The following is a 23966-nucleotide window of genomic DNA, read 5'->3' on the forward strand; positions in this document are numbered from 1 at the left end:
CCGGGGCGGGCGGGTGTCGACACGGTCCCTCGACACCCGTCCGGCCCGGAGTTCGGGCCGGCGGGCGGGCCGCTACGGCCAGGGAACCTCCGCCGCCCGGTAGTAGGTGATGTCCTGCGCGTCCAGGCGCGGGCCCTGCGCCCCGAGGCGGCGGCTGTAGCCCGCCCAGTTCCGCGCCCCCGCCGGGGACCAGCCCAGCTCCGCCAGGCCCAGCATCCGCGGGAAGGCCATGAACTCCCAGTCGGCGCGGGTCGCGATGGTCTCCGTCCACAGCGGCGCCTCGACCCCCAGGACGGCCGACTCCGCGACCCCCGGGAGGAAGGCCCCCGGGTCCCAGTCGTAGGACCGCTTGACCGGGACGTAGCCCGCCCACGCCAGGCCGGGCTTCGTCGTGGTGTCGTACTTCATGTCCAGGTACAGCCGGTCCGCGGGCGACAGGATCAACGGGTGGCCCGCCTGCACCACCTGCGCGAGGTGCTCCTTCTCCTTCGCCGGGGTCCCCCCGTGGCCCCAGTACTGGAGCACCGCCCCCGGCGCCGGCCGGGCCGCCGCCAGCTGGTGCCAGGCCACCACCGTCTTGCCGTGGCGGCCCACCACCTCCTGCGCCCGGTCCATGAACGCCGCGTACTCCGCCGCCGGGGTGGAGTGCGCCTCGTCGCCGCCGATGTGGAGGTAGCGGCCGGGAGTCAGCTCGGCGAGTTCACCGAGCACGTCGTCGATGAACTCGTACGTCCGCTCCTTGCCGACGCACAGCGAGCTGAACCCGACCTTCGTCCCCGTGTACCGCTCCCGCGCCTTGCCGTCGCAGTTCAGTTCCGCGTACGAGGCCAGCGCCGCGTTCACGTGGCCCGGCATGTCGATCTCGGGCACCACGTCCACGTACCGCTCGCCCGCGTACGCCACCAGGTCCCGGTACTCGTCCTTCGTCCAGTGGCCGCCCGGCCCGCCGCCCACCTCCCCGGCGCCGCCGTACTGCGCGAGCCTGGGCCAGGACGCGGACTCCAGCCGCCAGCCCTGGTCGTCGGTGAGGTGGACGTGCAGGGTGTTCACCTTGTACTGGGCGAGCTGGTCCACGTACCGCTTGACCTGCTCGACCGTGAAGTAGTGCCGCGCGACGTCGATCATCGCGCCCCGGTACGCGAACCTCGGCGCGTCCGTGACCGTCCCGCCCGGCACCGTCCCCGCTCCGCGCACCGGCAGCAGCTGGCGCAGCGTCTGCCCCGCGTGGAACAGCCCGGCGGGGGTCCGGGCGGTGAGCGTGACCCCGTCCGCCCGGGTCTCCAGCCGGTAACCCTCGGCCCCCAGCCCGGGCGCCGCCGCGTCCAGGCGCAGCCGCACCCCGTCCCCGGTCGCCGCGTCGACCACCGGCAGCCGCAGCCCGCTCGATGCGCGCAGTTGCTCCGCCAGCAGCTCCCCGACCCGCCGGACCTCCTCGGACGGGCCGGAGGCACGGATCACCGTGCCCGCCCCGAAGCGGTACCCGGCGCCCGCCACCCGCACGGAGGCCGGCGCGGGCAGCAGCCGTTCGTACGGGGTCAGCGCGGCGGCGGGGCGGGCGGCCGGGCGGCCGTCGGCCGGCCCGGCGTCGACGCCGTGGGCGGCGGCGCAGGACAGGGCCGCGCCGCCGAGGACGAGGAGGGTACCGAGCGTGCGTCGCAGGACTCTCATGAGCCCAGGTATAGGCCACCGCGGCCGTCAACACCGGTGGCAGAATCGCAAGATGGCGGAAATCATCCAGAAGGACGGCACATGGACCTTCGACGGCGACGCGGTACGCATCGTGCCGGGCCGGGACAAGGACGTCGGCCCGCTGCGCCAGGCCCTCGGGGAACTTTCGGTACCGCTCCACGCGATCGCCGGCGTCTCCTTTGAGCCGGGCCGCAAGTCGGGCCGGCTGCGCCTTCGGCTACGGGACGGCGCCGACCCGCTGACGCAGGGCACGGGCGGCCGGCTGCCCGACGCCGCCGACCCGTACAAGCTGACCGTGGACGCGGCCAGGGCCGCGGTCGCGGAGTACTTCGTGGACGAGGTGCGCAACGCGCTGCTGCTCGACCAGGTCGATCCCGGCCCGGCCGACGCGTACCTGCTGCCCGGGCCGCCGGTGCCGGTCACGGCCGAGGCGGGCGACTCGACGGTGTCCTTCGACGGCGACGCGCTCACGCTGGACTGGAACTGGACGGCGGAGGACGCCAAGCACTCGGCCGGCCCGAGCCGGTTCCGCATGGCGGACGTACGGGCGGTGGACTGGGTCCCGGCGAAGGGCCTCTCGAATGGCTGGCTCCGGTTCACTCTGACGGGTGCGCAGGCGGCGCCCGCGCCCAAGTACGACCCGTACGCGGCGGAACTCTTCGGCTTCGGCAAGAAGGAGCTGCTGACCGCGCTGGTCGCGGCGGCCGTGACGGTACGCCTCCCCCACCCGTCCGCAGAACGCGCGACCCGGGCGCGGGAGGCCGGAACGCCCGAAGCCGGGGCGGGCCGGGCCGTCCCCGCCCCCGCCCCCGCCGCGGACCACGACGTGCTCCTGCGCCGGCTGCGCGAGCTCGGCGAGCTGCACAAGGAGGGCGTCCTCACCCCTGAGGAGTTCCTGACCGCAAAAGCCGCCATTTTGGGACATTTCTAAGCGAGTCCCACCGGAAGCAGACATTCCTTGGTCCAGACCAGCCCGATCCTGCCCGTTTTCGGGCAGGATCTTTGCGTTCCAGCCTGCGGGCCGTCAGTATCTACGGGTGCTCGACCGCCGCCCGTCGCATGACGACCTCGTCGACCACCTGGTGCGCAGTACCTCGCTGCAGCGAGGCGAAGCCGCCCGGGTGGTGCTCGACGTGCTCGCCTACTTCGACGAGACGACCGAGGCGTTCGTCCGCCGCCGCCACCGCGAACTGCAGTCCGGCGGCTCCGTCAACGCGGAGATCTTCGAACGCATCGCGGCCGAACTGCCGCACCGCGCCGTGGCGCCCCCGGAGCTCTCGCTCCGGCAGCTGCGCCGCATCGTCTACGGGTGAGCCCCGGCCCCGCGGGGCCGGGCGGCCGACGGCCGGACACGAGCACGATCCACCGAACCTCAGGAGGGGCAAGACCGTATGTGCGGAATTGTGGGATACATCGGCAAGCGTGACGTCGCACCGCTGCTGCTGGAGGGGCTCCAGCGCCTGGAGTACCGCGGTTACGACTCCGCGGGCATCGTCGTCAACAGCCCGAAGTCCTCGGCCCTCAAGGTCGTCAAGGCCAAGGGCCGGGTCCGCGAGCTCGAGTCCCGCGTGCCCAAGCGGTTCGCCGGCACCACCGGCATCGCCCACACCCGCTGGGCCACCCACGGCGCCCCGAGTGACATCAACTCCCACCCGCACCTCGACGCCGAGAACAAGGTCGCGGTCGTCCACAACGGCATCGTGGACAACGCCTCCGAGCTGCGCGCCAAGCTGGAGGCCGACGGCGTCGTCTTCGTCTCCGAGACCGACACCGAGGTGCTCGTCCACCTGATCGCCCGCTCGCAGGCCGACTCCCTGGAGGAGAAGGTCCGCGAGGCGCTCAAGGTCGTCGAGGGCACCTACGGCATCGCCGTCATGCACGCCGACTTCCCCGACCGCATCGTGGTCGCCCGCAACGGCTCCCCGGTCGTCCTCGGCATCGGCGAGAAGGAGATGTTCGTCGCCTCGGACGTCGCCGCGCTCGTCGCCCACACCCGCCAGATCGTCACCCTGGACGACGGCGAGATGGCCACCCTCAAGGCCGACGACTTCCGTACCTACACCACCTCCGGTACGACGACCACCGCCACGCCGGAGACCGTGGAGTGGGAGGCCGCCTCCTACGACATGGGCGGCCACGACACGTACATGCACAAGGAGATCTCCGAGCAGGCGGAGGCCGTCGACCGCGTGCTGCGCGGCCGCATCGACGACCGCTTCTCCACCGTCCACCTGGGCGGCCTGAACCTGGACCCGCGCGAGGCGCGCGGCATCCGCCGGGTCAAGATCCTGGGCTGCGGCACCTCGTACCACGCGGGCCTGATCGGTGCCGGCCTCATCGAGGGCATGGCGCGCATCCCCGCCGACGCCGAGCCTGCCTCCGAGTTCCGCTACCGCAACGCGGTCGTGGACCCGGACACCCTGTACATCGCGGTCTCCCAGTCGGGTGAGACCTACGACGTCCTCGCGGCCGTCCAGGAGCTCAAGCGCAAGGGCGCCCGCGTCCTCGGCGTGGTCAACGTGGTCGGCTCCGCCATCGCCCGCGAGGCCGACGGCGGCGTGTACGTGCACGCCGGTCCCGAGGTCTGCGTCGTGTCCACCAAGTGCTTCACCAACACGGTCGTGGCGTTCGCGCTGCTCGCCGTGCACCTGGGGCGGATCCGGGACCTGTCGGTGACCGACGGCAAGCGGATCATCGAGGGCCTGCGCAAGCTGCCCGCCCAGATCCAGGAGATCCTGGAGGGCGAGGAGGACATCAAGAAGCTGGCGGCCGAGTACGCCGAGGCCAAGTCGATGATGTTCATCGGCCGGGTGCGCGGCTACCCCGTTGCCCTGGAGGCCTCCCTCAAGCTCAAGGAGATCTCCTACATCCACGCCGAGGCCTACCCCGCCTCCGAGCTCAAGCACGGTCCGCTCGCGCTCATCGAGCCGGCGATGCCGACGGTCGCGATCGTCCCCGACGACGACCTGCTGGACAAGAACCGCGCGGCGCTGGAGGAGATCAAGGCCCGCAGCGGCCGGATCCTCGCGGTCGCCCACCGCGAGCAGGAGAAGGCCGACCACACGATCATCGTCCCCAAGAACGAGGACGAGCTGGACCCGATCCTGATGGGCATCCCGCTCCAGCTGCTGGCGTACCACACCGCCCTGGCCCTGGGCCGGGACATCGACAAGCCGCGCAACCTGGCGAAGTCGGTCACGGTCGAGTAGGCACGCACCGCACGGAACGGGCCCCGGGGGGACTTCCCCCGGGGCCCGTTCCCCTGTGCGCGTCCGTCACCCGGCCGCTACCGCGCCGCGCCGCGAGCCCCGGCCGACCGCCATCGGCCAGTGGGCCAGTGCGGCCGTCGCCCCGTACCAGGCCAGCAGTCCGCCGACCGCCGCCACCCAGCCGGCGACCTTGCCCAGTCCGCCGCTGCCCGCGAAGGCGCCCACCGCGAGGAGCACCAGGGAGAGGGTGAGCAGGCCGTAGACGCCCTGCCCGAACGGTCCGGCGGCCGCACCCAGCGTCAGGGTGAGGGCCAGGAGGGCGAAGAGGACCAGGAACAGGCCGGCCGCGTGCGCCGACACCTTGGCGTCGGCTCCGCCGGCCCAGGTGAACCAGAAGGCCCCGAGCCCCGCGAACGCGGTGCCGTTGAAGCCGTTGCCGCCGCGGAACTCCAGGAGTCCGAGGACGAAGAGGGCGAGACCGCCCACGTACATCGCGAGGGATACGGAGTCTGCCGCGCTCACGCCGCTGATGATGCCGGTGTGGCCGATACCGAATGCGAGAAGGGTGAGACCCAGGGCTATGTGCCCGAGGGTCGAAGTCGAGGCCGTGCTTCCCGCAGAGACACCATTGTCCACGGCGGGCTCCCTTCGATCTGCAGTTGTTTGCTGCGTCCCAGCAGCATTTATCTACCCCTTACAAAGGGGTTCACAACCGCACAACCGGCGAACGGAGTGTTACGGAATGACAACAACGGGTCGTTGTGCCCGTTTGGCCAGGCGTCCCGCCACCGAGCCGAAGATCCGGCCGACGATGCCGTGCGTGGAGCCGACCACGATGGCGTCCGCCGAGTACTCCCGGCCGACCTCCTCCAGTTCGTGGCAGATGTCGCCGCCCCGCTCGACCAGGATCCACGGCACCTCGGCCAGGTAGTCCGCGCAGGCGAGTTCCAGCCCGAGCACTTCCGTGCGGTGGTCCGGGACGTCCACGAAGACGGGCGGCTCGCAGCCCGCCCACACGGTGGTGGGCAGCCGGTTGGCCACATGGACGATGATCAGGCCGGATCCGGAGCGGCGGGCCATCCCGATGGCGTACGCGAGGGCGCGCTCGCTGGATGTGGAGCCGTCGAAGCCGACCACGACGCCGTGCCGGAAGGCAGGGTCGCAAGGGTGGCGCGTCTGTTCCACCGCGCGCAGGTCGGCCGACGCGGGGTCGGCGAGGCGCTTGCGCTTGCGGTCCGCGGGTTCGGAGTATTCGTGACCGGCCATGGGTGTCTCGGCGAAGGGTCCTCGGGGGAAGCGACGGGGGAGATTTCGGCGACGCACTGTGACGGAGCTCTGTCCGGGAAGCATCTTCCCAAGCCCTTACCCCCCAGGGTACGGCGACACCCTTGTCCTGCACAGGGCTTGCCGCCCTTGAGGAGCGTCCCAGGGAGCATGCCCGAGGGGCGGCGCGTTGGCAATGGCGACTGTCCCCTACAGCCAGTGACGAGAGCGCGGTGCGCCACCCGTGTGCGCAGTGACCGAGTCCCGCCGGCCGCCGTTGGACACGGGTCCGACCGTCCAGGAAGAGCCGCAGGGAGTACGCCGTGCCCGGCCATCGGGATCGCCCCGTCCAGCCCGCTCCGCCGACGCAGTCCGCCCGGTCCGCCGGACCGGGCCGCCGTTTCGTCCCCTCCACCGTTCACCCGTCCGTGCGCGCCGCGCGGCACTCGCACGACGACCCGGCGGGTGAAGTGGTGCGCTGGGCCGCGTTCAGCTGTCTGCTGGTCCCCGTGGTCCTCGTCGTCTACGGGACCTCCTTCGGCGGGGCCGCCGTCGCGACGCTCGGTCTGGCGGCCGTCACCGCCGCCTGCCGGGCGCTGCTGCGGCACTCGGAGAAGGCGGAGCGGGCCGCGGCCCGGATCCGCTCCGAGGAAGCGTTCCCGTCCGCCCACCGCGGGCGGCACTCGCGCAGCGGGGCCGGTTCACACCGCGGCTGCCACTCCCCCGGACCGCTGTCCCCGCACGACTGACCGGTTCGCACGTACACACCCGGCTGTTTTCGGCCAACTTCCCGGCAGGGTCCGTTCCTTGCCGGAATGTCCCCCCAACCCCCCTACCACCAGCGACGACGGAGCACCGGTGCGCCGTCGACCCCATGAGTACTGGCCATGGCCGGACCGAGCGCTTCCTGAACGGGTAGCGGAGTGGAACCCTTACTGATCGAATGCTTTTCGCCAAGTTGCCAAGTCGACATAGCGCTGCGTGCTGAACTTGTCACGCCGACACCACGGGACGCAGTAGATTCGATCATGTATTTACGGCGGGGGATCCACGTGCAAGGCCGAGGGGAAACGTGCAGGTGCGACCAGACCAAGGAGTCGCGACACCCAAGGGGGGCTTAGCGCCATGAGCCAGGATTCCACCGCAGTCGTCGCGGACGCGGGCCGGAAGCTCGCGGGGCGTCGCCGCAGGGAGATCGTCGCGGTGCTGCTGTTCAGCGGCGGACCGATCTTCGAGAGTTCCATTCCACTTTCCGTGTTCGGCATCGACCGGCAGGACGCGGGAGTTCCACGCTACCGACTACTCGTGTGCGCAGGTGAGGACGGTCCGCTGCGGACCACCGGCGGACTCGAACTGACCGCGCCGTACGGGCTGGAGGCGATCGCCCGGGCGGGCACGGTCGTCGTTCCGGCCTGGCGGTCCATCACTTCACCGCCGCCGCCCGAGGCGCTCGACGCACTGCGTCTGGCGCACGAGGAGGGGGCCCGGATCGTCGGACTGTGCACGGGGGCCTTCGTGCTCGCCGCCGCCGGTCTGCTCGACGGCCGGCCCGCGACGACGCACTGGATGTACGCGCCGACGCTGGCCAAGCGGTACCCGTCCGTCCACGTCGACCCGCGCGAGCTGTTCGTCGACGACGGCGACGTACTGACCTCCGCGGGCACCGCGGCCGGAATCGACCTGTGCCTGCACATCGTGCGCACGGACCACGGCAGCGAGGCGGCCGGGGCACTGGCCCGCCGGCTCGTCGTCCCGCCGCGCCGCACCGGCGGCCAGGAGCGCTACCTCGACCGGTCGCTGCCGGAGGAGATCGGCGCCGACCCGCTGGCCGAGGTCGTCGCCTGGGCGCTGGAGCACCTCCACGAGCAGTTCGACGTGGAGACCCTGGCCGCCCGCGCCTACATGAGCAGGCGCACCTTCGACCGCCGGTTCCGCTCGCTCACCGGCAGCGCGCCGCTGCAGTGGCTGATCACCCAGCGCGTGCTCCAGGCGCAGCGGCTGCTGGAGACCTCCGACTACTCGGTCGACGAGGTCGCCGGGCGCTGCGGGTTCCGTTCGCCCGTCGCGCTGCGCGGTCACTTCCGGCGCCAGCTGGGGTCCTCCCCGGCCGCCTACCGCTCCGCCTACCGGGCGCGCCGGCCGCAGGCCGACGTGCCGCACGTGGCCGAGCTCTCGGGTGGTCCGGTGCCGCACCAGCGCACTCCGCAGCGGGCGGCGGCGGCCCTGGCCGCGGCCGGTCCGACGGTCACCGAGCTGTACTCACCGGGCCGGGTCCTGCGCGAGCACGCGTAGCCCCTGCCACGGGCGTGTGACGAAGGTCCCCCACATCGGCGTCCCCGATGTGGGGGACCTTCGCGTCGCGGGACCCCCTAAGGTGGGGTTCATGAACGATCGCATGGTGTGGATCGACTGCGAGATGACCGGGCTCTCGTTGACGGACGACGCACTTATCGAGGTGGCCGCACTGGTCACCGACTCGGAGCTGAACGTGCTCGGCGAAGGCGTGGACATCGTGATCCGCCCGCCGGACGCGGCCCTGGAGACCATGCCCGACGTGGTGCGCCAGATGCACACCGCCTCCGGCCTGCTCGACGAGCTGCCCGGCGGAACCACCCTCGCGGACGCCGAGGCGCAGGTCCTGGCGTACGTACGGGAGCACGTGAAGGAGCCCGGCAAGGCCCCGCTGTGCGGGAACTCGGTCGGCACCGACCGCGGCTTCCTGCTGCGGGACATGGCCGCGCTGGAGTCGTACCTGCACTACCGGATCGTTGACGTGTCCTCGGTCAAGGAGCTGGCGCGCCGCTGGTACCCGCGGGCGTACTTCAACAGTCCGCCGAAGAACGGCAACCACCGGGCGCTCGCGGACATCAAGGAGTCCATCGCCGAGCTGCGCTACTACCGCGAGGCGGTGTTCGTCCCGCAGCCCGGGCCCGACTCGGACACGGCGCGCACCATCGCCGCGAAGTACGTCGTCGCCGACGAGTAGGAGCCGGCCGGGCGGCCGGGCGGAGGGAGCGCGGCGAAAGGGGGGAGCGAGCACCCTCCCGGACCCTGTACCCTTTTCTTCGGCCGGTCGCTCACACGACCGGACATGGTGGGTGTAGCTCAGTTGGTAGAGCACCTGGTTGTGGTCCAGGTGGCCGCGGGTTCAAGTCCCGTCACTCACCCTGTGGGAAGGCCCCGGTACGCGGAAGCGGCCGGGGCCTTCCGCATGTCCGGGCACCTCAGGAGGACTCCCGGACCACCAGCTCGGTCGGCAGCACGACGGCGGCGTCCGCCGGCCCGCCCGCGATCCGCTCCAGCAGCAGCCGCGCCATGGTCCTGCCCATCTCCTCGATCGGCTGGCGCACGCTGGTCAGCGGCGGGTCCATGTGCCGGGCCACCACCGAGTCGTCGAAACCCACCAGCGCCACGTCCTGCGGTATCCGGCGGCCCGCCGCGCGCAGCTCCAGGCGGGCGCCCGCCGCCATGACGTCCGAGGCGGCGAAGACGGCGTCCAGGGCGGGGCGCCGCTCCAGCAGCTCCCGCATGGCCCTGCGGCCGCCCTCCTCGGTGAAGTCGCCCGCCGCGATCAGCTGCTCGTCCACGGCGTGCCCGGCCGCGGCGAGGGCCTGCCGGTAGCCGTCGAGCCGGCACTGCGCCCCGTACACGTCCCGCGGCCCGGTGATGGTGGCCACCGACCGGCGGCCCCGTCCCAGCAGGTGGGCCACGGCCCCGGCGGCGCCCGCCAGGTTGTCGGAGTCCACGCAGGGCAGGGCCTCGTCGGCCGAGCGGCGCCCGCTGATCACGGTCGGGATGCCCAGCTCGGCCAAGAGCTCCGGCAGCGGGTCCCCGGCGTGCACGGAGACCAGCAGGACCCCGTCGACGCGGTGCCCGGACAGGTACTGGGCGAGGCGCCGGCGCTCCCGTTCCCCGCCGGCCAGGGTGAGCACCAGCTGGACGTCGGTCTCGGCGAGGGTGGCCCCGACGCCGCGCACCACGTCGGAGAAGTAGGGCTCGGCGAAGAAACGGGCCTCGGGTTCGGGGATGACGAGGGCGACGGCGTCCGTACGGTTGGCGGCCAGCGCCCGGGCGGCGCGGTTGGGTACGTACCCCAGTTCGGCGACGGCGGCCTCCACGACGGCCCTGGTGTGCTCGCTGACCTTGGAGGACCCGTTGATCACCCGGGAGACGGTGCCGCGTCCCACACCGGCACGGACCGCGACCTCCTCCAGGGTCGGCCGTCCCCCGCTGCGCCCTTGCCCGCTCATGGCTTCCTCCCGGCTGCGAATCTACCTCTTGACCGCCTCTTGACGGCGGTGGGAGCGCTCCCACACTGTGGCACACGACACCCGGCACGTCCCGTCCTTCCAGGAGGATCCCGATGCGAGCCCGATCCCGTCCCCACTCCCGCGCGCCCCTCGGGGCGCTCGCCGTCGCCGCCGCCGCGGCCCTGCTCCTCGCGGGCTGCTCCCAGGACCCCGCCGATCCCCCGGGCCAGGACGCCCCACGGGCGGGCGGGGCGACGACGACCCTGACCGTCGGGGTGTTCGGCGCGTTCGGGCTCAAGGAGGCCGGCCTGTACGACGAGTACATGGCGCAGAACCCGGGTGTGCGGATCGAGCAGACCTCCATCGAGCGCAACGAGAACTACTACCCGCAGCTGCTGACCCACCTGGGCACGGGCAGCGGCCTCGCCGACGTCCAGGCCGTCGAGGTCAACAACATCGCGGAGATCACCGCGACGCAGGCCGACAAGCTGGTCGACCTCGGCAAGGCGCCGGGCGTGGACAAGGCGGCGTACCTGCCGTGGAAGTGGGCGCAGGGCACCGCGAAGAACGGTGCGACCGTCGGGCTCGGCACCGACATCGGCCCGCAGGGCATCTGCTACCGCAAGGACCTCTTCGCGGCGGCCGGGCTGCCCACCGACCGGGCGGCGGTCGGCGCGCTCTGGGCGGGCGACTGGGACAAGTACCTGGAGACGGGCAAGGCCTACAAGGCGAAGGCGGGCGACGGCAAGGCGTTCGTGGACTCGGCGTCCGGCGTGATGGCGGCCGTCACCGCCGGCAGCGCCCAGCGGTTCTACGACGACCAGGGCAAGGTCGTCTACAAGACCAACCCGGCGGTGCGCGGGGCCTTCGACCTGGCGGCCCGGTTCGCCTCCGAGGGGCTGAGCGCCAAGCTCCAGCAGTTCACCCCGGCCTGGGACCAGGGCTTCTCCAACGGCAGCTTCGCCACCGTCTCCTGCCCGGCCTGGATGCTCGGCTACATCCAGGACAAGGCGGGTCCGGCGGGCAAGGACAAGTGGGACGTGGCCGCCGCCCCCAAGCCGAGCAACTGGGGCGGCTCGTTCCTGGTGGTGCCCAAGGCGGGCAGGCACGCCCAGGAGGCGGCGAAGCTGGCCGCCTGGCTGACGGCCCCCGCCCAGCAGGCGAAGCTGTTCGAAAAGCGCGGGAGTTTCCCGAGCGCGAGCGCCGCGTACAAGCTCCCCGCGGTGGCGGGCGCGCACCACCCCTACTTCGGCGACGCCCCGATCGGGGAGATCTTCGCCCGGGCGGCCGAGGGCGTCCCGGTGACGGTGGTCGGCCCGAAGGACCTGGTGATCGCACAGAACCTGGCGGACGTCGGGATGCTCCAGGTCGACCAGAAGGGCCGGTCGGCGCAGGAGGGCTGGGACGCCGCGGTGGCGGCGATCGACAACGCCCTGGACCAGTGAGGCGGCGGTGAGCGACGAGACCGTCCTCCTGTCGTCCGCGTCCTCCCCCGCCGCGGGGCGGGACGCGGGCGGCCGGGGCCAGGTGTGGCGCTCGCGCCGCTACCGGTGGGACCTGCGCCTGAGTCCGTACGCCTTCGTGGCGCCCTTCTTCCTCTTCTTCGCCGCCTTCGGGCTGTTCCCGCTGCTGTACACGGGGTGGGCGGCGCTGCACCAGGTGGAGCTGACCGACCCGGACGCCATGACGTGGGTGGGCCTGCGGAACTTCACCCGGCTGTGGGACGACGCGTTCTTCTGGAACGCGCTGCGCAACACCCTCACCATCGGGCTGCTCTCCACGGTGCCGCAGCTGCTGATCGCGCTGGGTCTGGCGCACCTGCTCAACTACCGGCTGCGGGGCTCGGCGTTCTTCCGGGTCGCGGTGCTGACCCCGTACGCGACCTCGGTGGCCGCCGCCACGCTCGTCTTCGTGCTGCTCTTCGGCCGGGACTACGGCATGGTCAACTGGGCTCTGTCCGCAGTCGGGTTCGGGCCGGTCGACTGGCAGAACGGCACCCTGGCCTCCCAGGTGGCGGTGTCCACGATCGTGGTGTGGCGGTGGACCGGCTACAACGCGCTGATCTACCTGGCGGCCATGCAGGCCGTCCCCGGGGACCTGTACGAGTCCGCCGCGCTGGACGGCGCCTCGCGGTGGCAGCAGTTCCGGCACGTGACGGTGCCCTCGCTACGCCCGACGATCTTCTTCACCTGTGTGGTGTCCACGATCGGCGCCACCCAGCTGTTCGGTGAACCGCTGCTGTTCAACGGCGGTTCGGGTGCCACGGGCGGATCGGACCACCAGTTCCAGACGCTGGGCCTGTACCTGTACGAGCAGGGCTGGGTGAACCTGCACCTGGGGCGGGCGTCGGCGATCGCGTGGGCGATGTTCCTGATGCTGCTGCTGGTCGCGGGCGTGGCCCGGCTGGTGCGGGGAGGCCCGCGGTGAAGGTCCTGCGCGCGGGCAAGCCCACGTACGTCGTCCTGGCGTTGTTCACCGCCGGTTCCCTCTTCCCCCTGGTGTGGACGGCGATCGCGGCCTCCCGCACCAACACCCGCCTCGCGCAGACCCCGCCGCCGTTCTGGTTCGGCGGGAACCTGGGCCGCAACCTGTCGATCGCCTGGACCGACGCCCACATGGGCACCGCCCTGCTGAACACGCTGGTGGTCGCGGGCACGGTCGCGGCGGGCACCGTCGTGCTGTCCACCCTGGCGGGCTTCGCGTTCGCGCGGCTGCGGTTCCGGGGCAGCCGGGGGCTGCTGGCGCTGGTGGTGTCGACGATGCTGATCCCGCCGCAGCTGAGCGTCGTACCGCTGTACATGCTGATCGCCGAGCTGTCGTGGACGGACCGGCTCCAGGCGGTGGTCCTGCCGGCGCTGGTGTCCGCCTTCGGGGTGTTCTTCATGCGGCAGTACCTGGCGCAGGCGCTGCCGGTGGAGCTGGTGGAGGCCGCGCGCACGGACGGGGCGAGTTCGCTGCGGATCGTGTGGCACGTGGTCTTCCCCGCCGCCCGCCCGGCGATGGCGGTACTGGGGATGCTGACGTTCGTGATGACCTGGAACGACTTCTTCTGGCCGGTCATCGCGCTGACGCAGAACGGCAGCCCCACGGTGCAGGTGGCCCTGACGGGACTGGGACGCGGCTACATACCCGACCAGTCCGTGATCATGGCGGGTGCGCTGCTGGGCACGCTCCCGCTGCTGCTGGTGTTCCTGGTCTTCGGCCGCCAGATCGTCGGCGGCATCATGCAGGGGGCGGTGAAGGGTTGAGCGCGATGGAGTTCCCCGAGGGGTTCTTGTGGGGCGCGGCCACGGCGGCGTTCCAGATCGAGGGCGGCGCCGAGCTGCGCGGCCCCTGCATCTGGGACACGTTCTGCCGCACACCGGGCAAGGTGCGCGGCGGTGACACCGGCGACGTGGCGACGGACCACCTGCGGCTGTGGCGCGAGGACGTGGCGCTGATGGCCGAACTGGGGCTCGGGGCCTACCGGTTCTCGGTGTCGTGGCCGCGGGTGCGCTCCGGCGGGATCGGTTTCTACGACGCGCTCGTGGACGAGCTGCTCTCGTACGGCATCCAGCCCTGCCCGACCCTCTACCACTGGGACCTGCCGCAGGAACTGGAGGACGCGGGCGGCTGGCCCGAGCGCGGGACCGCCTACGCCTTCGCCGCGTACGCCGAGCAGGTCGGGCGGGCGCTGGGGGACCGGGTCGGGCTGTGGACGACGCTCAACGAGCCCTGGTGCAGCGCCTTCCTGGGCTACGCCTCCGGGGTCCACGCGCCCGGCCGCACCTGTCCCGCCGACTCCCTGCGGGCCGCGCACCACCTGAACCTGGCCCACGGCCTGGCGGCGACCGTGCTGCCCTCCTCCGCGAGGGTCGGCATCGCGCTCAACCCGAGTGCGGTGAGGCCGCTGACCGGCTCGGCGGCCGACGCGGACGCGGCGCGCCGGATCGACGCCCTCGCGAACCGGATCTTCACCGGGCCGCTGCTGCACGGCGCCTACCCGCAGGACCTGCTGGAGGACACCGCCCCGGTGAGCGACTGGGCGTTCGTGCGGCCCGGCGACGAGGCGGTGATCCGGCAGCCGCTGGGCTTCCTCGGGGTCAACTACTACACCCCGGCGGTGGTCTCCGCGTCCGCCGCCCCGGGCGGCCCCCGCGCCGACGGCCACGGCTCCAGTGGCCACTCCCCCTGGCCGGGGGCGGATTCGGTCGCCTTCCACCAGCCGCCGGGCGAGCTGACCGACATGGACTGGTCCGTCGACCCGAGCGGCCTGCACGAGCTGCTGACCCGCTTCTCCCGCGAGGCACCGGGCCTGCCGCTGCTGGTCACCGAGAACGGCGCGGCCTACGCCCCCGACCTGCACGACCCCCAGCGCATCCGGTACGTGCGCGAGCACCTCGCGGCGGTCCACCGGGCCCTCGCGGACGGCGCCCCGGTCGAGGGCTACTTCCTGTGGTCCCTGATGGACAACTTCGAGTGGGCCTACGGGTACGGCAAGCGGTTCGGCATCGTCCACGTCGACTACGAGACCCAGGTCCGCACGCCGCGCTCCAGCGCCCGCTGGTACGCCGGTCTGGCCCGCAGCGGCCGGCTCGACTGAACAGCGCCGCGCGACGGAGGTCCCGCCGCCCGCCTGCGGCGGCGGGACCGGTTCAGCGCCCGATGGCCTGGAGGCCCTTGGTCAGGTCCTCGGCGGTCATGACGGGACAGATCTCCAGCTCGGCGCCCAGCTGGCTGAACAGCTCGTCACCGATCACCGGAAGCTGTGAGCTGTCCTGCATGTCGAAGACGATCCAGCACGAGCGGACGCCCTCGGAGAGGCCGAAGTAGGCGGACTCGGGCTTGAGCATCTCCAGCAGTTTGCGCATGGCCTGGGGGAGAGCGCCGCTCTTGATCGATTCGTTGGTCGCGGCGGTGTCCATGTGGGCGCGGAGCATGACGCGCATCGGGGCCCCTTCGGTGGTGGTGGCGGTTCGGTCCTTCACGGCCACACTCGGGGCGGCCGGTGGGGGCGGCAACCCGGCCGCAGCCGTCCGGGCGGCGCCCGCGCCGGGGGCCGAGTCGCCACCGGGTACCGCCGGGTGCCGAGTCGCTGTCGCTACCGGTCCCGCGGCCCTGCCGGGTGCTGCGGCCCTATCCGGCGCCCCGGCCCTTGCGGCGGCTGCGGCGGTCCCCGCCCCGCGTCCTGCCGTCCAGGGCGATCCACATCCGGACCTCGGTGCCGCCCAGCACCGAGCGCCCCAGCCGGACGTCGCCGCCCGTCGACTCCGCGACCCGCCGCACGATGTCCAGGCCGAGCCCCGTCGAGCCGTCCCGGCCGCCGTCGTTCCCGCGCCGCAGGGCCTCCTCCGGGTCGGCGATCCCGTACCCCGCGTCCGATACGAGGACGATGACGGCGTCCCCCGCGTCGTGCACGTCCACCGCGAAGGGGGTCCCCTCGGGGGTGTGCCGGAACACGTTGCCCAGCAGCGCGTCCAGCGCCGCCGCCAGCTCGGGCCGGGCCACCGGGATCCGTACGGGCCGGTCCACCCCCGCGAGACGGACCTCGCGGCCCTCGTCCTCCGCGAGCGCCGACCAGAACGCCATCCGGTCGCGGATCACCTCCGAGGCGTCGCAGCCCGCGCCGGGACCGCCGACGACGGCCGGGGCGCGCTGCTCACGTGCGGTACGGATGATCGTGTCGACCTCCCGCTCCAGCTGCTCCACGGCCTCCCGGGTCTGTTCGGCGGCCGGGCCGTCCCCGAGCGAGGCCGCGTTGAGCCGCAGCACCGTCAGCGGGGTCCGCAGCCGGTGCGAGAGGTCGGCGGCCAGCTCCCGCTCGTTGGCCAGGAGTTCCACCACCCGGTCCGCCATCGCGTTGAACGCGACGGCCGCCGAGCGCAGCTCCTTCGGCCCCTGCTCCGGCACCCGCACCCCGAGCCGCCCCTGGCCCAGCCCGTGCGCGGCGTCCGCGAGCCGCTCGGCCGGCCGTACCAGGCGGGCGCCGAGCCGGTCCGCGACCGCCACCGAGCCCACGATCAGGGCGAGCCCGACGCCGGCGAGGACCAGCCAGGCGGTGGTGACCCCGTTGCTGACCTCGCTCTCCGGTACGTAGATCTCGATCACCGCGATGTCGCCGGAGCCGAGCGCGGTCGGCTGGAGCAGCGCCGATCCGCCGCCGGCCACCGAGGCGGTCGTGGCCCGGCCCATGCGCCGGGTCTCCTCCACGGCGTGGGGGCCCGCCCAGCCCGCACCGATGTCGACCGCCAACCGGCCGCCGACCGACGGGACGTGGACGGCCATCCGCTGGGCGGCGCCCATCTGCGTGGACTCGACCGCCTTGCGCAGCTGCACGGGATCGGTGGTGATGGACAGCGTCGGCGCCATGCTCGCCGCCTGCCGTTCGGCGTTGGAGAACGCGCGGTCGCTGGCCATCTCCCGGACCACCAGCCCGAGCGGCACGGCGAAGGCGATGACCACCATCGCGGTGACGGCGAGGCACACCTTGACCAGCGCCCACCTCACGGCCGCCGCCTCACCGCGGTGGCTCCAGCTTGACCCCGACCCCGCGCAGCGTGTGCAGGTAGCGGGGGTTGGCGGCGGTCTCGCCCAGCTTGCGGCGCAGCCATGACAGGTGGACGTCGATGGTCTGGTCGTCGCCGTACGCCTGCTGCCACACCTCGGCGAGCAGTTCGCGCCGGGCCACGACGACGCCGGGACGTCCGGCGAGGAAGGCCAGTAGGTCGAACTCCCGGCGGGTCAGGTCCAGTACCGCCCCGTCCAGCTCGGCCTGGCGGCGCAGCGGGTCGATGGCGAGCCCGCCCACCCGCAGGACGCGCGAGGGCGGTTCGGCGCCCGCGGCGCGGGAGCGGCGCAGGACGGCGGCCATCCGGGCGGAGAGGTGCTCCACGGAGAAGGGTTTGGTGAGGTAGTCGTCGGCGCCGTCGTTGAGCAGGCGCACGATCTCCGCCTCGTCGTCCCGGGCGGTCGCGATGATGACCGGTACGTCGGTGATGCCGCGCAGCATCTTGAGCGCCTCGGACCCGTCGAGGTCGGGCAGGCCGAGGTCGAGGATGACCACGTCGAAGCGGTGGTGGGCGACTTCGCGCAGCGCCTCCAGGGCGGTGCCGACGCTGCGCACGGCGTGGGAGGCGTCGGTCAGGTGCCGGATGAGGGCGGAACGTACGAACTGGTCGTCCTCGACCACGAGCACACTTGCCATGGCGGCACCGTAGTCCATTCGGGCGACCGGGCGGGGTGTCGGTCCACCCTTGGGGCGAGTGGTGCAGTATGTGCCCCGATGCACCGGGGACTTCTGCACGCGTTCGCCTGGACGCTCGCCACGGGGGCAGCGGTGACGCTGTCCTGGTGGGGCGTCCACACCGTCATGTCCGGAACGGCCTACGATCCGCCGCGCGCCGTTCCGCTGGCCGCACTGCCGCCGGCCCCCTCCGCACAGGGCGCGCAGGCGTCCCCGGCCGCGCCGTCGGACACGGCGACGCCCGCGCCCGACTCCTCTGCGCCGTCCGCGTCCGCGCCGCAGTCCGTTCCGGTGCCGTCCTCGCCGCCCGCCGGGAAGCCGAAGTCCTCGCCGCCGCCCCGCAGGGTGGCCGGGGACGAGGAGCCGGGGGACGTCAAGGGGTACACGGTCGACGGCGGCCGGGTGGTCTTCGACCTCGGCGCCTCCTCGGCCGAGCTGGTCTCCGCGACCCCGGCGGGCGGCTGGCGCATGCAGGTGTGGAAGCAGGACTACTGGATCCGCGTCACCTTCACCCTGGACGGCCGTGAGGTGTCGGTGTTCTGCACCTGGTACAACGAGGCGCCGCGCGTGCAGATCGACGACCGGTAGGGATACGGTCGTCGGGGCGAGGCGGGGAGCTGGGCATGGGCGTGGGAGCGCGGTACGTCACGGAGCTGGTGGCGGCGTGCGAGCGGTACGGTGACCGGCCCGCGATCGGCGCCGGTCCGGTACTGCTGACCTACGCCGACGTGCTGGCGTGGGCGTACCGGCTGGCGGGCGCCCTGGAGGAGCTCGGCGTGCGGCGCGGGGCCGGGCTGGCCTGCGTGACGGCCGGGAACCGGCACGAGGCGCTGCTGGTGCGGCTGGCCGCACACGTGCTGGGGGCGCGGCTGACCCAGGTGAGCGCGGGGCCCGCCACCCACGGCCTGGACTTCCTCCTGCGGGACTGCGAGCCCGTCCTGGTGGTCCACGACACCCCGGTGCCGGAGACCGGCGCCGCGCGGATCGCCCTCGCGGCGCTGCTGGAGCGGGCCGCCGCCCGCGAGGCGCGTCCGGTGCCGGTGCGGGCGGCCGAGGGGGACGTGGCCCGGGTGACGTACACGGGCGGTACGACGGGCCGGCCCAAGGGCGTCGCGTCCACGTTCGCGGCGATGGCCGCCCGTGACGCCGCCCGGAGCGCGGAGACGGTGTACCTGTCGGTGACCTCGCTGGCCCAGCGTTCCGGGGGCCGTTGCCTGGAGCAGCTGCGGGCGGGCGGCCGGTCGGAGGTCCTGGGCGGCCCGTTCGTCCCGCGGGAGTTCGCCGCGGCGTGCCGGCGGCTCGGGCCCGTGTCCACGTACCTGACGACCTCCATGGTGTACCGGCTGCTGGACGACCCGGTGACCGCCGGCGGCGTGCCCGGGCTGGAGCGCGTCTCGTACGGCGACTCCCCCATCGCCCCCGAACGGCTGCGGCAGGCCCTGACCCGCTGGGGTCCGGGCGTGCGCTGGCGCCAGGGGTACGGGATGAACGAGGCCGGGGTCGTCTGCCGCCTCTCGGAGGCGGACCACGACGCCGCACGCGCCGCGCGCCCCGCCCTGCTGGCCTCGGTCGGTCGGCCCGCCCCCGGGGTGCAGGTGCAGGTCCGCGCGGCGGCCGGGGCCACCGGCGAGGTGTGGGTGCGCTCCGGCACGGTGATGGCCGGCTACTGGAAGCAGCCCGGGCTGACGGCCGAGGTGCTGCGCGACGGCTGGCTGCGGACGGGCGACCTCGGCCACTTCGACGCGGACGGCTACCTGTACCTCGACGACCGGGTCGAGGACGTGGTGATGGTGGACGGGGACAACATCTACTGCGCCCCCGTCGAGGCGGCCCTGACCCGCCACCCGGCGGTGTCCGGGGCGGCGGTGGTCGGCCGCCCGCACCCGGTCACCGGCGAACAGCTCTGCGCCTTCCTCGTCCCGGCCCCGGGCCACGCCCCGAGCGGGGCGATCGCCGCCTCCGCCTGCGCCCTGGCGACGGCAGCCCTGTCCCCCGCCCACAGCCCCACGGCCGTCTTCTGGCTCCCGTCCCTCCCCCTGACCGACCGCGGCAAACCGGACAAGACCCGCCTGCGCGCGACAGCCGCCGCACATCGGGACCACCCGGAAGGGACGGCCTAGTCGAACACCGACGGCGGGGGCTGCGGGGAGGGGACGGCCGAGGCGTCCGCCACGGGGGTGGCGCCGCCGGCGAAGTCCGAGAGGGAGCGGCCGTGTTCCACGCGGCCCGGGTGCGGGTCGCTCGCGACCCTGCGGGTGAACTCCGCCACCGGCAGCTCCCGGTCGGCGGCGACGAGGACCGCGTTGCCGAATCGTTTGCCCCGCCACACCACCGGGTCGGCCGCCAGGGCCACTTCGGCGAAGCGGGAGGCGGCGGTGGCGATCTGGCCCCGCAGGTGGGTCAGCGGCGGGCCGTCCGTCAGGTTCGCCACGTACCACCCGGTGGGCGCGAGGGCCCGGCGCACGTCGTCCAGGAACTCGGTGCTGGTCAGGTGCGCGGGGGTGCGGGAGCCGCTGAACACGTCCGCGATGACCAGGTCCGCCCAGCCGTCGGGAACCTTGGCCAGCCCGGCCCGCGCGTCCACCGCCCGGATGCGGACCCGCGTCTGCGGGTCCAGCGGCAGGTGTTCCCGTACGAAGGCCACCAGGGCGGCGTCGATCTCCACCACCTGCTGGGTGGAGCGGGGGCGGCTCGCCGCGGTGTAGCGGGCCAGGGTCAGGGCCCCGCCGCCCAGGTGCACCACGTTCAGGGGGCGGCGGGCGGGCGCGACGAGGTCGATGAGGTGGCCGATGCGCCGCTGGTAGGCGAAGTCGAGGTGGAGGGGGTCGGCCAGGTCGACGTGCGACTGCGGGGCCCCGTCGATGAGCAGGGTCCACGCCCGGGCGCGCTCACGGTCGGGGGCCAGCTCCGCGTGGCCGCCGTCCACCTGTCCGACGACCGGCTCACCGGTCCCGCGCCGCTTGCCCTTGCTCTTGCCAGCCATGGCCCCAGTATGCCGGGCGGGCCGGTCCCGAGGTGCGTCTGGGCTGGTCAGGGCCTCAGCGGCAGTTGTCCGCCGCCTCGATCAGCCGGGCAGCCTCCCCGAGCGCGGCGCGCAGCACGTCGGGGTCGGTGACCGGCCCCACCGCCTCCGGCGGCAGCAGCCAGGCGGTGTCCCCGGCCGCCGGCGGGACCGTGTCGGGGTCGCCCACGGCGAGGTCACCGCCGATGAGGTCACCGAAGCGCATGCCGCGCCCGTTGGTGTGCGTACAGGCGCTGCCCGGCAGGTCCCAGGCGTCGGCGGTGCCGGGCGGCACGAGGAAGCCCAGGGTGTCGCCGGAGCCGTCGTGCAGGACGGGGCCGACCCCGGGGGCGGTGTGGCCGGTGGCCCGGCGGATGATGTCGACCGCCTCCAGGCCCTGGCGGGTGGGGACGGTCACCAGGTCGGGCGCGCCGGCCGGTCCGCCCGCGGTCAGGAACGCACCCGCGGTCAGGGATGCGCCCGGCCGGGGCGCGGTGTTCGTTCCACTGCTCTCCATGCCGCCCTCCATCAAGGGAACCCCTCCTCGATCCGCGTACGAGCCACTCCGCATGGGTTCAACGCGGCGGAACGTCAACGGGTGCGGCGCAACGTTGCCGCAAAGGATGGCAGTTCATGGCAGATCACGGGTGAGATATCCGTTTTGTAGGCAAACATCGCATGAACGGTCCTCCGGCGGCGGTACGTTCGTGCCCGCCGGGCACGAGCGTGTACAAAGCCCGAAGTCCAGAGAGGCCACGTCCATGGCGGCGTCCCCCCACTCACCCAATACCGCCTTCCGGCGGTTGCGCGGCGCCCACTCCCCCGCGGAGTTCGCGGCGTTGGTGCGCCGCGCGGCACGCGAGATCGGCGAAACGGTTTCCTGCGACGCCCGTTACATCGGCCGGGTCGAATCGGGGGAGATCCGCTGCCCCAACTACGCCTACGAGCGGGTGTTCCTGCACATGTTCCCCGGCCGCACGACGGCCGATCTCGGGTTCTTCCCGCGCGAGTCGGTGCGCGGCCGTTCGGGGCGGCGCGCCACGGCCGCGCCGCCCGCCCCCTCCCCACCCGCCCCCCGTCCCAAGGAGAGTGACGTGCTGCGTCGCGCGTTCATGGCCGGCGGCTCCGCGACCGTGGCGGCCGCGACGCTCGGCCTCACCCCACTGCTCGGCGACTCGCGCCGGCCGCCGTCCCGGGCGGGGGCGGCGGAGGCCGCCGCCGTCGAGGACGCCGTACGCCAGATCCGGCTGCTGGACGACCGGCACGGCGCCGACGCCCTGTACCGGCGGGCGGCCGAACCGCTGCGCGCCGCCTACGCGTTGCTCGACGCGGGGGCCACCCGCCAGTCGACCGAGGACCGCCTGCACGCGGGCGCCGGGGAACTGGCCGTCTCGGTGGGCTGGCTGGCCCACGACTCGGGCCGCTTCGAGGACGCCCGCTCGCACTACGCGGAAGCCCTCGCCACGGCCCGGGTGGCGGGCAACCCGGCCCTGGAGGCGCACGCGTTCAGCAACATGGCGTTCCTGGCCCGGGACTGCGGGCGGGCCCGCGAGTCGGTACGGGCCGCCCAGGCCGGTTTCCGCGCCGCCCGTGCGCTGGACTCCCCGCGGCTGCTCGCGCTCCTCGCGCTGCGGGAGGCGGGCGGCTGGGCGGGGCTGGGCGACCGCAAGTCCTGCGAGGAGGCGCTGGCACGGGCGCACACGGAGTTCGCGCGGGGCGAGACGGACGCCGACCCCGAGTGGATGAGCTTCTTCGGCGAGGCCGAACTGGAATCCCTGGAGTCCCGCTGCTGGGCGGCGCTCGGGGAACACGCGCGGGCGGCCCGGCACGCCCGGCGCGCGGCGGACCTCCAGGACCCGCACTTCGCCCGGAACGTGGCCTTCTACACCGCCGAACTCGCCGGTGACCTGGCCAACGCGGGGGCTCCCGACGAGGCGGCCTGGGCGGGGGGACGGGTGCTGGACCTGCTCGCCGCGGTGCAGTCGACGCGGATCAGCTCCATGCTCGCGACGACGGCCCGCGCCCTGCTCCCCCACCAGCGCTCCCCGCACGTGGCCGCGTTCCTGTACCGCCGGGCGGCGCTGGTGACGTGAGGGCGCCCGGTCAGCCGCCGACGTACTCGTACACCGCCCCGTCGGGGTGGCGCAGGACGGCCCGACGCCCGTTGGGGGTGTCCGTCGGCGCCCCCACCAGCTCCGCCCCGGCCCCCACCCCGGCCGCCACCACCGCGTCGAGGTCGGCGACGGCGAGGGTGGCCGAGACACCGGCGAACCGCGCCGCGACCTCCGGCGGCCCCGTGAACAGCAGGAACGGTCCGACGCTCGCCAGCTCCAGCCCGGCGAAGGCGAACCGGGCCGGCGCCTCGCCCGTCAGCTTCTCGTAGAAGGGCAGAGCCCCTTCGAGGTCGTCCACTCGGCGCCGCAGCACCACGGAGGTGATCGTCATGCGCCGATCTTCACACCAGACGTCCAACAGCGGTATGGCACACGCCACTTGACCGGACAGGGCCCGGCGGCTGTCCCGGCAGCCCTCAGCCGTCCAGGTGACCCGTGTCGTTCCAGCGTTCCAGTGCCGGGGCTCCGTACGCCCAGCCCAGGACCGACAGGGAGGTGGGGTCCAGGCGGATGCGGGCGCCGAAGGAGGCCTCGAAGCCGAGCCAGCGGGCGGCGAGGGTCCGCAGGATGTGGCCGTGCGCGAAGACGAGGACGTCCCGCTCCGCGGAGCGGGCCCAGGCGACGACCTCGTCCGCGCGGGCCGCGACATCGGCGACGGACTCACCGCCCGGCACCCCGTCGCGCCAGATGAGCCAGCCCGGACGAACCGCCTGGATCTCGGCCGGGGTCATGCCCTCGTAGTCGCCGTAGTCCCACTCCATCAGCGCGTCCCACGCCTCGGCCTGCGCCCCGAAGCCGGCCAGGTCGCAGCTCTCACTGGCCCGCACCAGCGGGCTCGTGCGCACCTCCAGGCCGCGCAGGCCCGCCCACGGGTCCCGGGCCAGCCGCTCGCCGAGCAGCTTCGCGCCCCGCCGGCCCTCCTCCAGCATCGGAACGTCCGTGCGTCCGGTGTGCTTGCCGAGCCGGGACCACGCCGTCTGGCCGTGGCGGGCCAGCAGGATGCGGGGGGCCATGTGCGTTTCTCCCGGTCGGGGTGGAGGGACGTACCGATGGACATGAGGCCCGTACCGGTACGGATGCGCCCTTCGCGCCCGTCCATCATCCCCGACGCGTCCACGGGCCACCTCGCCGGGCGCCGCGGCACACCGGCCGCACACCGGCAGCCGCGCCCGGCACACCGCGCTCCACCGCCGCGCCCCGGACCGCCCGCTCACCGCC

The 23966-nt window shown here is 73.5% G+C and carries 24 protein-coding genes and 1 tRNA gene; 14 read left to right on the forward strand and 11 right to left on the reverse strand.

Going from position 1 to position 23966, the window contains the following annotated elements; translation table 11 throughout:
* Positions 1-72: 72 nt before the first annotated feature.
* On the reverse strand, positions 73-1668 hold the full coding sequence (locus OHA81_RS12100) for a beta-N-acetylhexosaminidase (protein WP_329195412.1): 1596 nt from the start codon (positions 1666-1668) through the stop codon (positions 73-75).
* Positions 1669-1720: 52 nt separating this feature from the next.
* Between OHA81_RS12100 and OHA81_RS12105 the strand changes: the two genes are divergently transcribed.
* The 3 genes from OHA81_RS12105 (at position 1721) to glmS (ending at position 4898) form a co-directional block, all read left to right on the forward strand.
* The gene (locus OHA81_RS12105) at positions 1721-2620 is read left to right on the forward strand and encodes a DUF4429 domain-containing protein (RefSeq protein ID WP_329195413.1); all 900 of its coding nucleotides are present in this window, start codon (positions 1721-1723) and stop codon (positions 2618-2620) included.
* A gap of 106 nt (positions 2621-2726) precedes the next feature.
* Positions 2727-3002 carry a hypothetical protein gene (locus tag OHA81_RS12110; protein WP_136214344.1) on the forward strand — a complete coding sequence of 92 codons (276 nt, stop codon included), beginning with the start codon at positions 2727-2729 and terminating at the stop codon, positions 3000-3002.
* A gap of 78 nt (positions 3003-3080) precedes the next feature.
* The gene (gene glmS, locus OHA81_RS12115; RefSeq protein ID WP_329195416.1) at positions 3081-4898 is read left to right on the forward strand and encodes a glutamine--fructose-6-phosphate transaminase (isomerizing); all 1818 of its coding nucleotides are present in this window, start codon (positions 3081-3083) and stop codon (positions 4896-4898) included.
* A 66-nt stretch (positions 4899-4964) separates the two neighbouring features.
* Here the strand turns inward: glmS and OHA81_RS12120 are convergent, their stop codons facing one another.
* Both OHA81_RS12120 and OHA81_RS12125 read right to left on the reverse strand, forming a co-directional pair.
* Entirely contained in the window at positions 4965-5534 is a 570-nt protein-coding gene (locus OHA81_RS12120; RefSeq protein WP_329195417.1) for an acetate uptake transporter, read from the reverse strand.
* A gap of 99 nt (positions 5535-5633) precedes the next feature.
* Positions 5634-6164 (reverse strand): universal stress protein, encoded by a 531-nt coding sequence (locus OHA81_RS12125; protein ID WP_329195419.1) that lies wholly within the window; start codon positions 6162-6164, stop codon positions 5634-5636.
* A 320-nt stretch (positions 6165-6484) separates the two neighbouring features.
* Between OHA81_RS12125 and OHA81_RS12130 the strand changes: the two genes are divergently transcribed.
* The 4 genes from OHA81_RS12130 to OHA81_RS12145 all read left to right on the forward strand — a co-directional run bounded on the left by OHA81_RS12130 (position 6485) and on the right by OHA81_RS12145 (position 9328).
* On the forward strand, positions 6485-6910 hold the full coding sequence (locus tag OHA81_RS12130) for a hypothetical protein (RefSeq protein ID WP_329195421.1): 426 nt from the start codon (positions 6485-6487) through the stop codon (positions 6908-6910).
* A gap of 376 nt (positions 6911-7286) precedes the next feature.
* Positions 7287-8453: a helix-turn-helix domain-containing protein gene (locus OHA81_RS12135; RefSeq protein WP_136214349.1), complete on the forward strand. Its 1167-nt coding sequence runs from the start codon at positions 7287-7289 to the stop codon at positions 8451-8453.
* Positions 8454-8544: 91 nt separating this feature from the next.
* Complete coding sequence (gene orn, locus OHA81_RS12140) at positions 8545-9147, forward strand: oligoribonuclease (protein ID WP_329195424.1); 603 nt, start codon at positions 8545-8547, stop codon at positions 9145-9147.
* A gap of 108 nt (positions 9148-9255) precedes the next feature.
* Positions 9256-9328, forward strand: a tRNA-His gene (locus OHA81_RS12145).
* A 57-nt stretch (positions 9329-9385) separates the two neighbouring features.
* On the opposite strand, the gene OHA81_RS12150 is transcribed toward OHA81_RS12145, so the two are convergent.
* Positions 9386-10411, reverse strand: a complete 1026-nt coding sequence (locus OHA81_RS12150; RefSeq protein ID WP_329195426.1) for a LacI family DNA-binding transcriptional regulator — start codon at positions 10409-10411, stop codon at positions 9386-9388.
* Between the two features lie 113 nt (positions 10412-10524).
* Here OHA81_RS12150 and OHA81_RS12155 point away from each other — a divergent pair, with 113 nt between their 5' ends.
* The 4 genes from OHA81_RS12155 to OHA81_RS12170 are packed head-to-tail and all read left to right on the forward strand — an operon-like array spanning position 10525 to position 14993.
* Complete coding sequence (locus tag OHA81_RS12155; protein WP_329195427.1) at positions 10525-11856, forward strand: ABC transporter substrate-binding protein; 1332 nt, start codon at positions 10525-10527, stop codon at positions 11854-11856.
* Between the two features lie 28 nt (positions 11857-11884).
* A complete protein-coding gene (locus OHA81_RS12160; RefSeq protein WP_329202201.1) occupies positions 11885-12838 on the forward strand; it encodes a carbohydrate ABC transporter permease in 954 nt (317 codons plus the stop codon).
* Complete coding sequence (locus OHA81_RS12165) at positions 12769-13659, forward strand: carbohydrate ABC transporter permease (protein ID WP_443056513.1); 891 nt, start codon at positions 12769-12771, stop codon at positions 13657-13659. Before OHA81_RS12160 ends, OHA81_RS12165 begins: the two co-directional genes overlap by 70 nt.
* 5 nt (positions 13660-13664) lie before the next feature.
* Positions 13665-14993: a GH1 family beta-glucosidase gene (locus OHA81_RS12170; protein WP_329195431.1), complete on the forward strand. Its 1329-nt coding sequence runs from the start codon at positions 13665-13667 to the stop codon at positions 14991-14993.
* Positions 14994-15045: 52 nt separating this feature from the next.
* On the opposite strand, the gene OHA81_RS12175 is transcribed toward OHA81_RS12170, so the two are convergent.
* The 3 genes from OHA81_RS12175 to OHA81_RS12185 all read right to left on the reverse strand — a co-directional run bounded on the left by OHA81_RS12175 (position 15046) and on the right by OHA81_RS12185 (position 17594).
* Positions 15046-15378: a hypothetical protein gene (locus OHA81_RS12175; protein ID WP_329195433.1), complete on the reverse strand. Its 333-nt coding sequence runs from the start codon at positions 15376-15378 to the stop codon at positions 15046-15048.
* 148 nt (positions 15379-15526) lie between these two features.
* On the reverse strand, positions 15527-16897 hold the full coding sequence (locus OHA81_RS12180; RefSeq protein WP_329195435.1) for a HAMP domain-containing sensor histidine kinase: 1371 nt from the start codon (positions 16895-16897) through the stop codon (positions 15527-15529).
* Between the two features lie 10 nt (positions 16898-16907).
* Positions 16908-17594, reverse strand: a complete 687-nt coding sequence (locus OHA81_RS12185; protein WP_329195438.1) for a response regulator transcription factor — start codon at positions 17592-17594, stop codon at positions 16908-16910.
* A 78-nt stretch (positions 17595-17672) separates the two neighbouring features.
* On the opposite strand from OHA81_RS12185, the gene OHA81_RS12190 reads away from it, so the two are divergent.
* Together OHA81_RS12190 and OHA81_RS12195 are read left to right on the forward strand one after the other, a co-directional pair.
* Complete coding sequence (locus OHA81_RS12190; RefSeq protein WP_329195440.1) at positions 17673-18221, forward strand: hypothetical protein; 549 nt, start codon at positions 17673-17675, stop codon at positions 18219-18221.
* A 35-nt stretch (positions 18222-18256) separates the two neighbouring features.
* The gene (locus tag OHA81_RS12195; RefSeq protein ID WP_329195442.1) at positions 18257-19753 is read left to right on the forward strand and encodes a class I adenylate-forming enzyme family protein; all 1497 of its coding nucleotides are present in this window, start codon (positions 18257-18259) and stop codon (positions 19751-19753) included.
* Here OHA81_RS12195 and OHA81_RS12200 read toward each other — a convergent pair.
* Positions 19750-20616, reverse strand: a complete 867-nt coding sequence (locus tag OHA81_RS12200; protein WP_329195443.1) for a spermidine synthase — start codon at positions 20614-20616, stop codon at positions 19750-19752. The two genes, OHA81_RS12195 and OHA81_RS12200, sit on opposite strands and share 4 nt — an antisense overlap.
* A gap of 55 nt (positions 20617-20671) precedes the next feature.
* Positions 20672-21151: a hypothetical protein gene (locus OHA81_RS12205; protein WP_329195444.1), complete on the reverse strand. Its 480-nt coding sequence runs from the start codon at positions 21149-21151 to the stop codon at positions 20672-20674.
* A gap of 244 nt (positions 21152-21395) precedes the next feature.
* Here OHA81_RS12205 and OHA81_RS12210 point away from each other — a divergent pair, with 244 nt between their 5' ends.
* Positions 21396-22727 (forward strand): tetratricopeptide repeat protein, encoded by a 1332-nt coding sequence (locus tag OHA81_RS12210; RefSeq protein WP_329195446.1) that lies wholly within the window; start codon positions 21396-21398, stop codon positions 22725-22727.
* Between the two features lie 10 nt (positions 22728-22737).
* On the opposite strand, the gene OHA81_RS12215 is transcribed toward OHA81_RS12210, so the two are convergent.
* Together OHA81_RS12215 and OHA81_RS12220 are read right to left on the reverse strand one after the other, a co-directional pair.
* Positions 22738-23079 carry a VOC family protein gene (locus OHA81_RS12215; protein ID WP_329195448.1) on the reverse strand — a complete coding sequence of 114 codons (342 nt, stop codon included), beginning with the start codon at positions 23077-23079 and terminating at the stop codon, positions 22738-22740.
* Positions 23080-23164: 85 nt separating this feature from the next.
* Entirely contained in the window at positions 23165-23761 is a 597-nt protein-coding gene (locus OHA81_RS12220; protein WP_329195450.1) for a histidine phosphatase family protein, read from the reverse strand.
* Between the last annotated feature and the right edge of the window lie 205 nt (positions 23762-23966).

The organism is Streptomyces sp. NBC_00667 (assembly GCF_036226825.1).
Lineage (GTDB): Bacteria > Actinomycetota > Actinomycetes > Streptomycetales > Streptomycetaceae > Streptomyces.

Coding starts and splice junctions, on each gene's coding strand:
- OHA81_RS12100 (WP_329195412.1), bottom strand. CDS start 1,668: ATGAGAGTCCTGCGACGCACGCTCGGTACCCTCCTCGTCCTCGGCGGC.
- OHA81_RS12105 (WP_329195413.1), top strand. CDS start 1,721: ATGGCGGAAATCATCCAGAAGGACGGCACATGGACCTTCGACGGCGAC.
- glmS (WP_329195416.1), top strand. CDS start 3,081: ATGTGCGGAATTGTGGGATACATCGGCAAGCGTGACGTCGCACCGCTG.
- OHA81_RS12125 (WP_329195419.1), bottom strand. CDS start 6,164: ATGGCCGGTCACGAATACTCCGAACCCGCGGACCGCAAGCGCAAGCGC.
- OHA81_RS12135 (WP_136214349.1), top strand. CDS start 7,287: ATGAGCCAGGATTCCACCGCAGTCGTCGCGGACGCGGGCCGGAAGCTC.
- orn (WP_329195424.1), top strand. CDS start 8,545: ATGAACGATCGCATGGTGTGGATCGACTGCGAGATGACCGGGCTCTCG.
- OHA81_RS12150 (WP_329195426.1), bottom strand. CDS start 10,411: ATGAGCGGGCAAGGGCGCAGCGGGGGACGGCCGACCCTGGAGGAGGTC.
- OHA81_RS12155 (WP_329195427.1), top strand. CDS start 10,525: ATGCGAGCCCGATCCCGTCCCCACTCCCGCGCGCCCCTCGGGGCGCTC.
- OHA81_RS12170 (WP_329195431.1), top strand. CDS start 13,665: ATGGAGTTCCCCGAGGGGTTCTTGTGGGGCGCGGCCACGGCGGCGTTC.
- OHA81_RS12185 (WP_329195438.1), bottom strand. CDS start 17,594: ATGGCAAGTGTGCTCGTGGTCGAGGACGACCAGTTCGTACGTTCCGCC.
- OHA81_RS12190 (WP_329195440.1), top strand. CDS start 17,673: ATGCACCGGGGACTTCTGCACGCGTTCGCCTGGACGCTCGCCACGGGG.
- OHA81_RS12195 (WP_329195442.1), top strand. CDS start 18,257: ATGGGCGTGGGAGCGCGGTACGTCACGGAGCTGGTGGCGGCGTGCGAG.
- OHA81_RS12200 (WP_329195443.1), bottom strand. CDS start 20,616: ATGGCTGGCAAGAGCAAGGGCAAGCGGCGCGGGACCGGTGAGCCGGTC.
- OHA81_RS12205 (WP_329195444.1), bottom strand. CDS start 21,151: ATGGAGAGCAGTGGAACGAACACCGCGCCCCGGCCGGGCGCATCCCTG.
- OHA81_RS12210 (WP_329195446.1), top strand. CDS start 21,396: ATGGCGGCGTCCCCCCACTCACCCAATACCGCCTTCCGGCGGTTGCGC.
- OHA81_RS12215 (WP_329195448.1), bottom strand. CDS start 23,079: ATGACGATCACCTCCGTGGTGCTGCGGCGCCGAGTGGACGACCTCGAA.
- OHA81_RS12220 (WP_329195450.1), bottom strand. CDS start 23,761: ATGGCCCCCCGCATCCTGCTGGCCCGCCACGGCCAGACGGCGTGGTCC.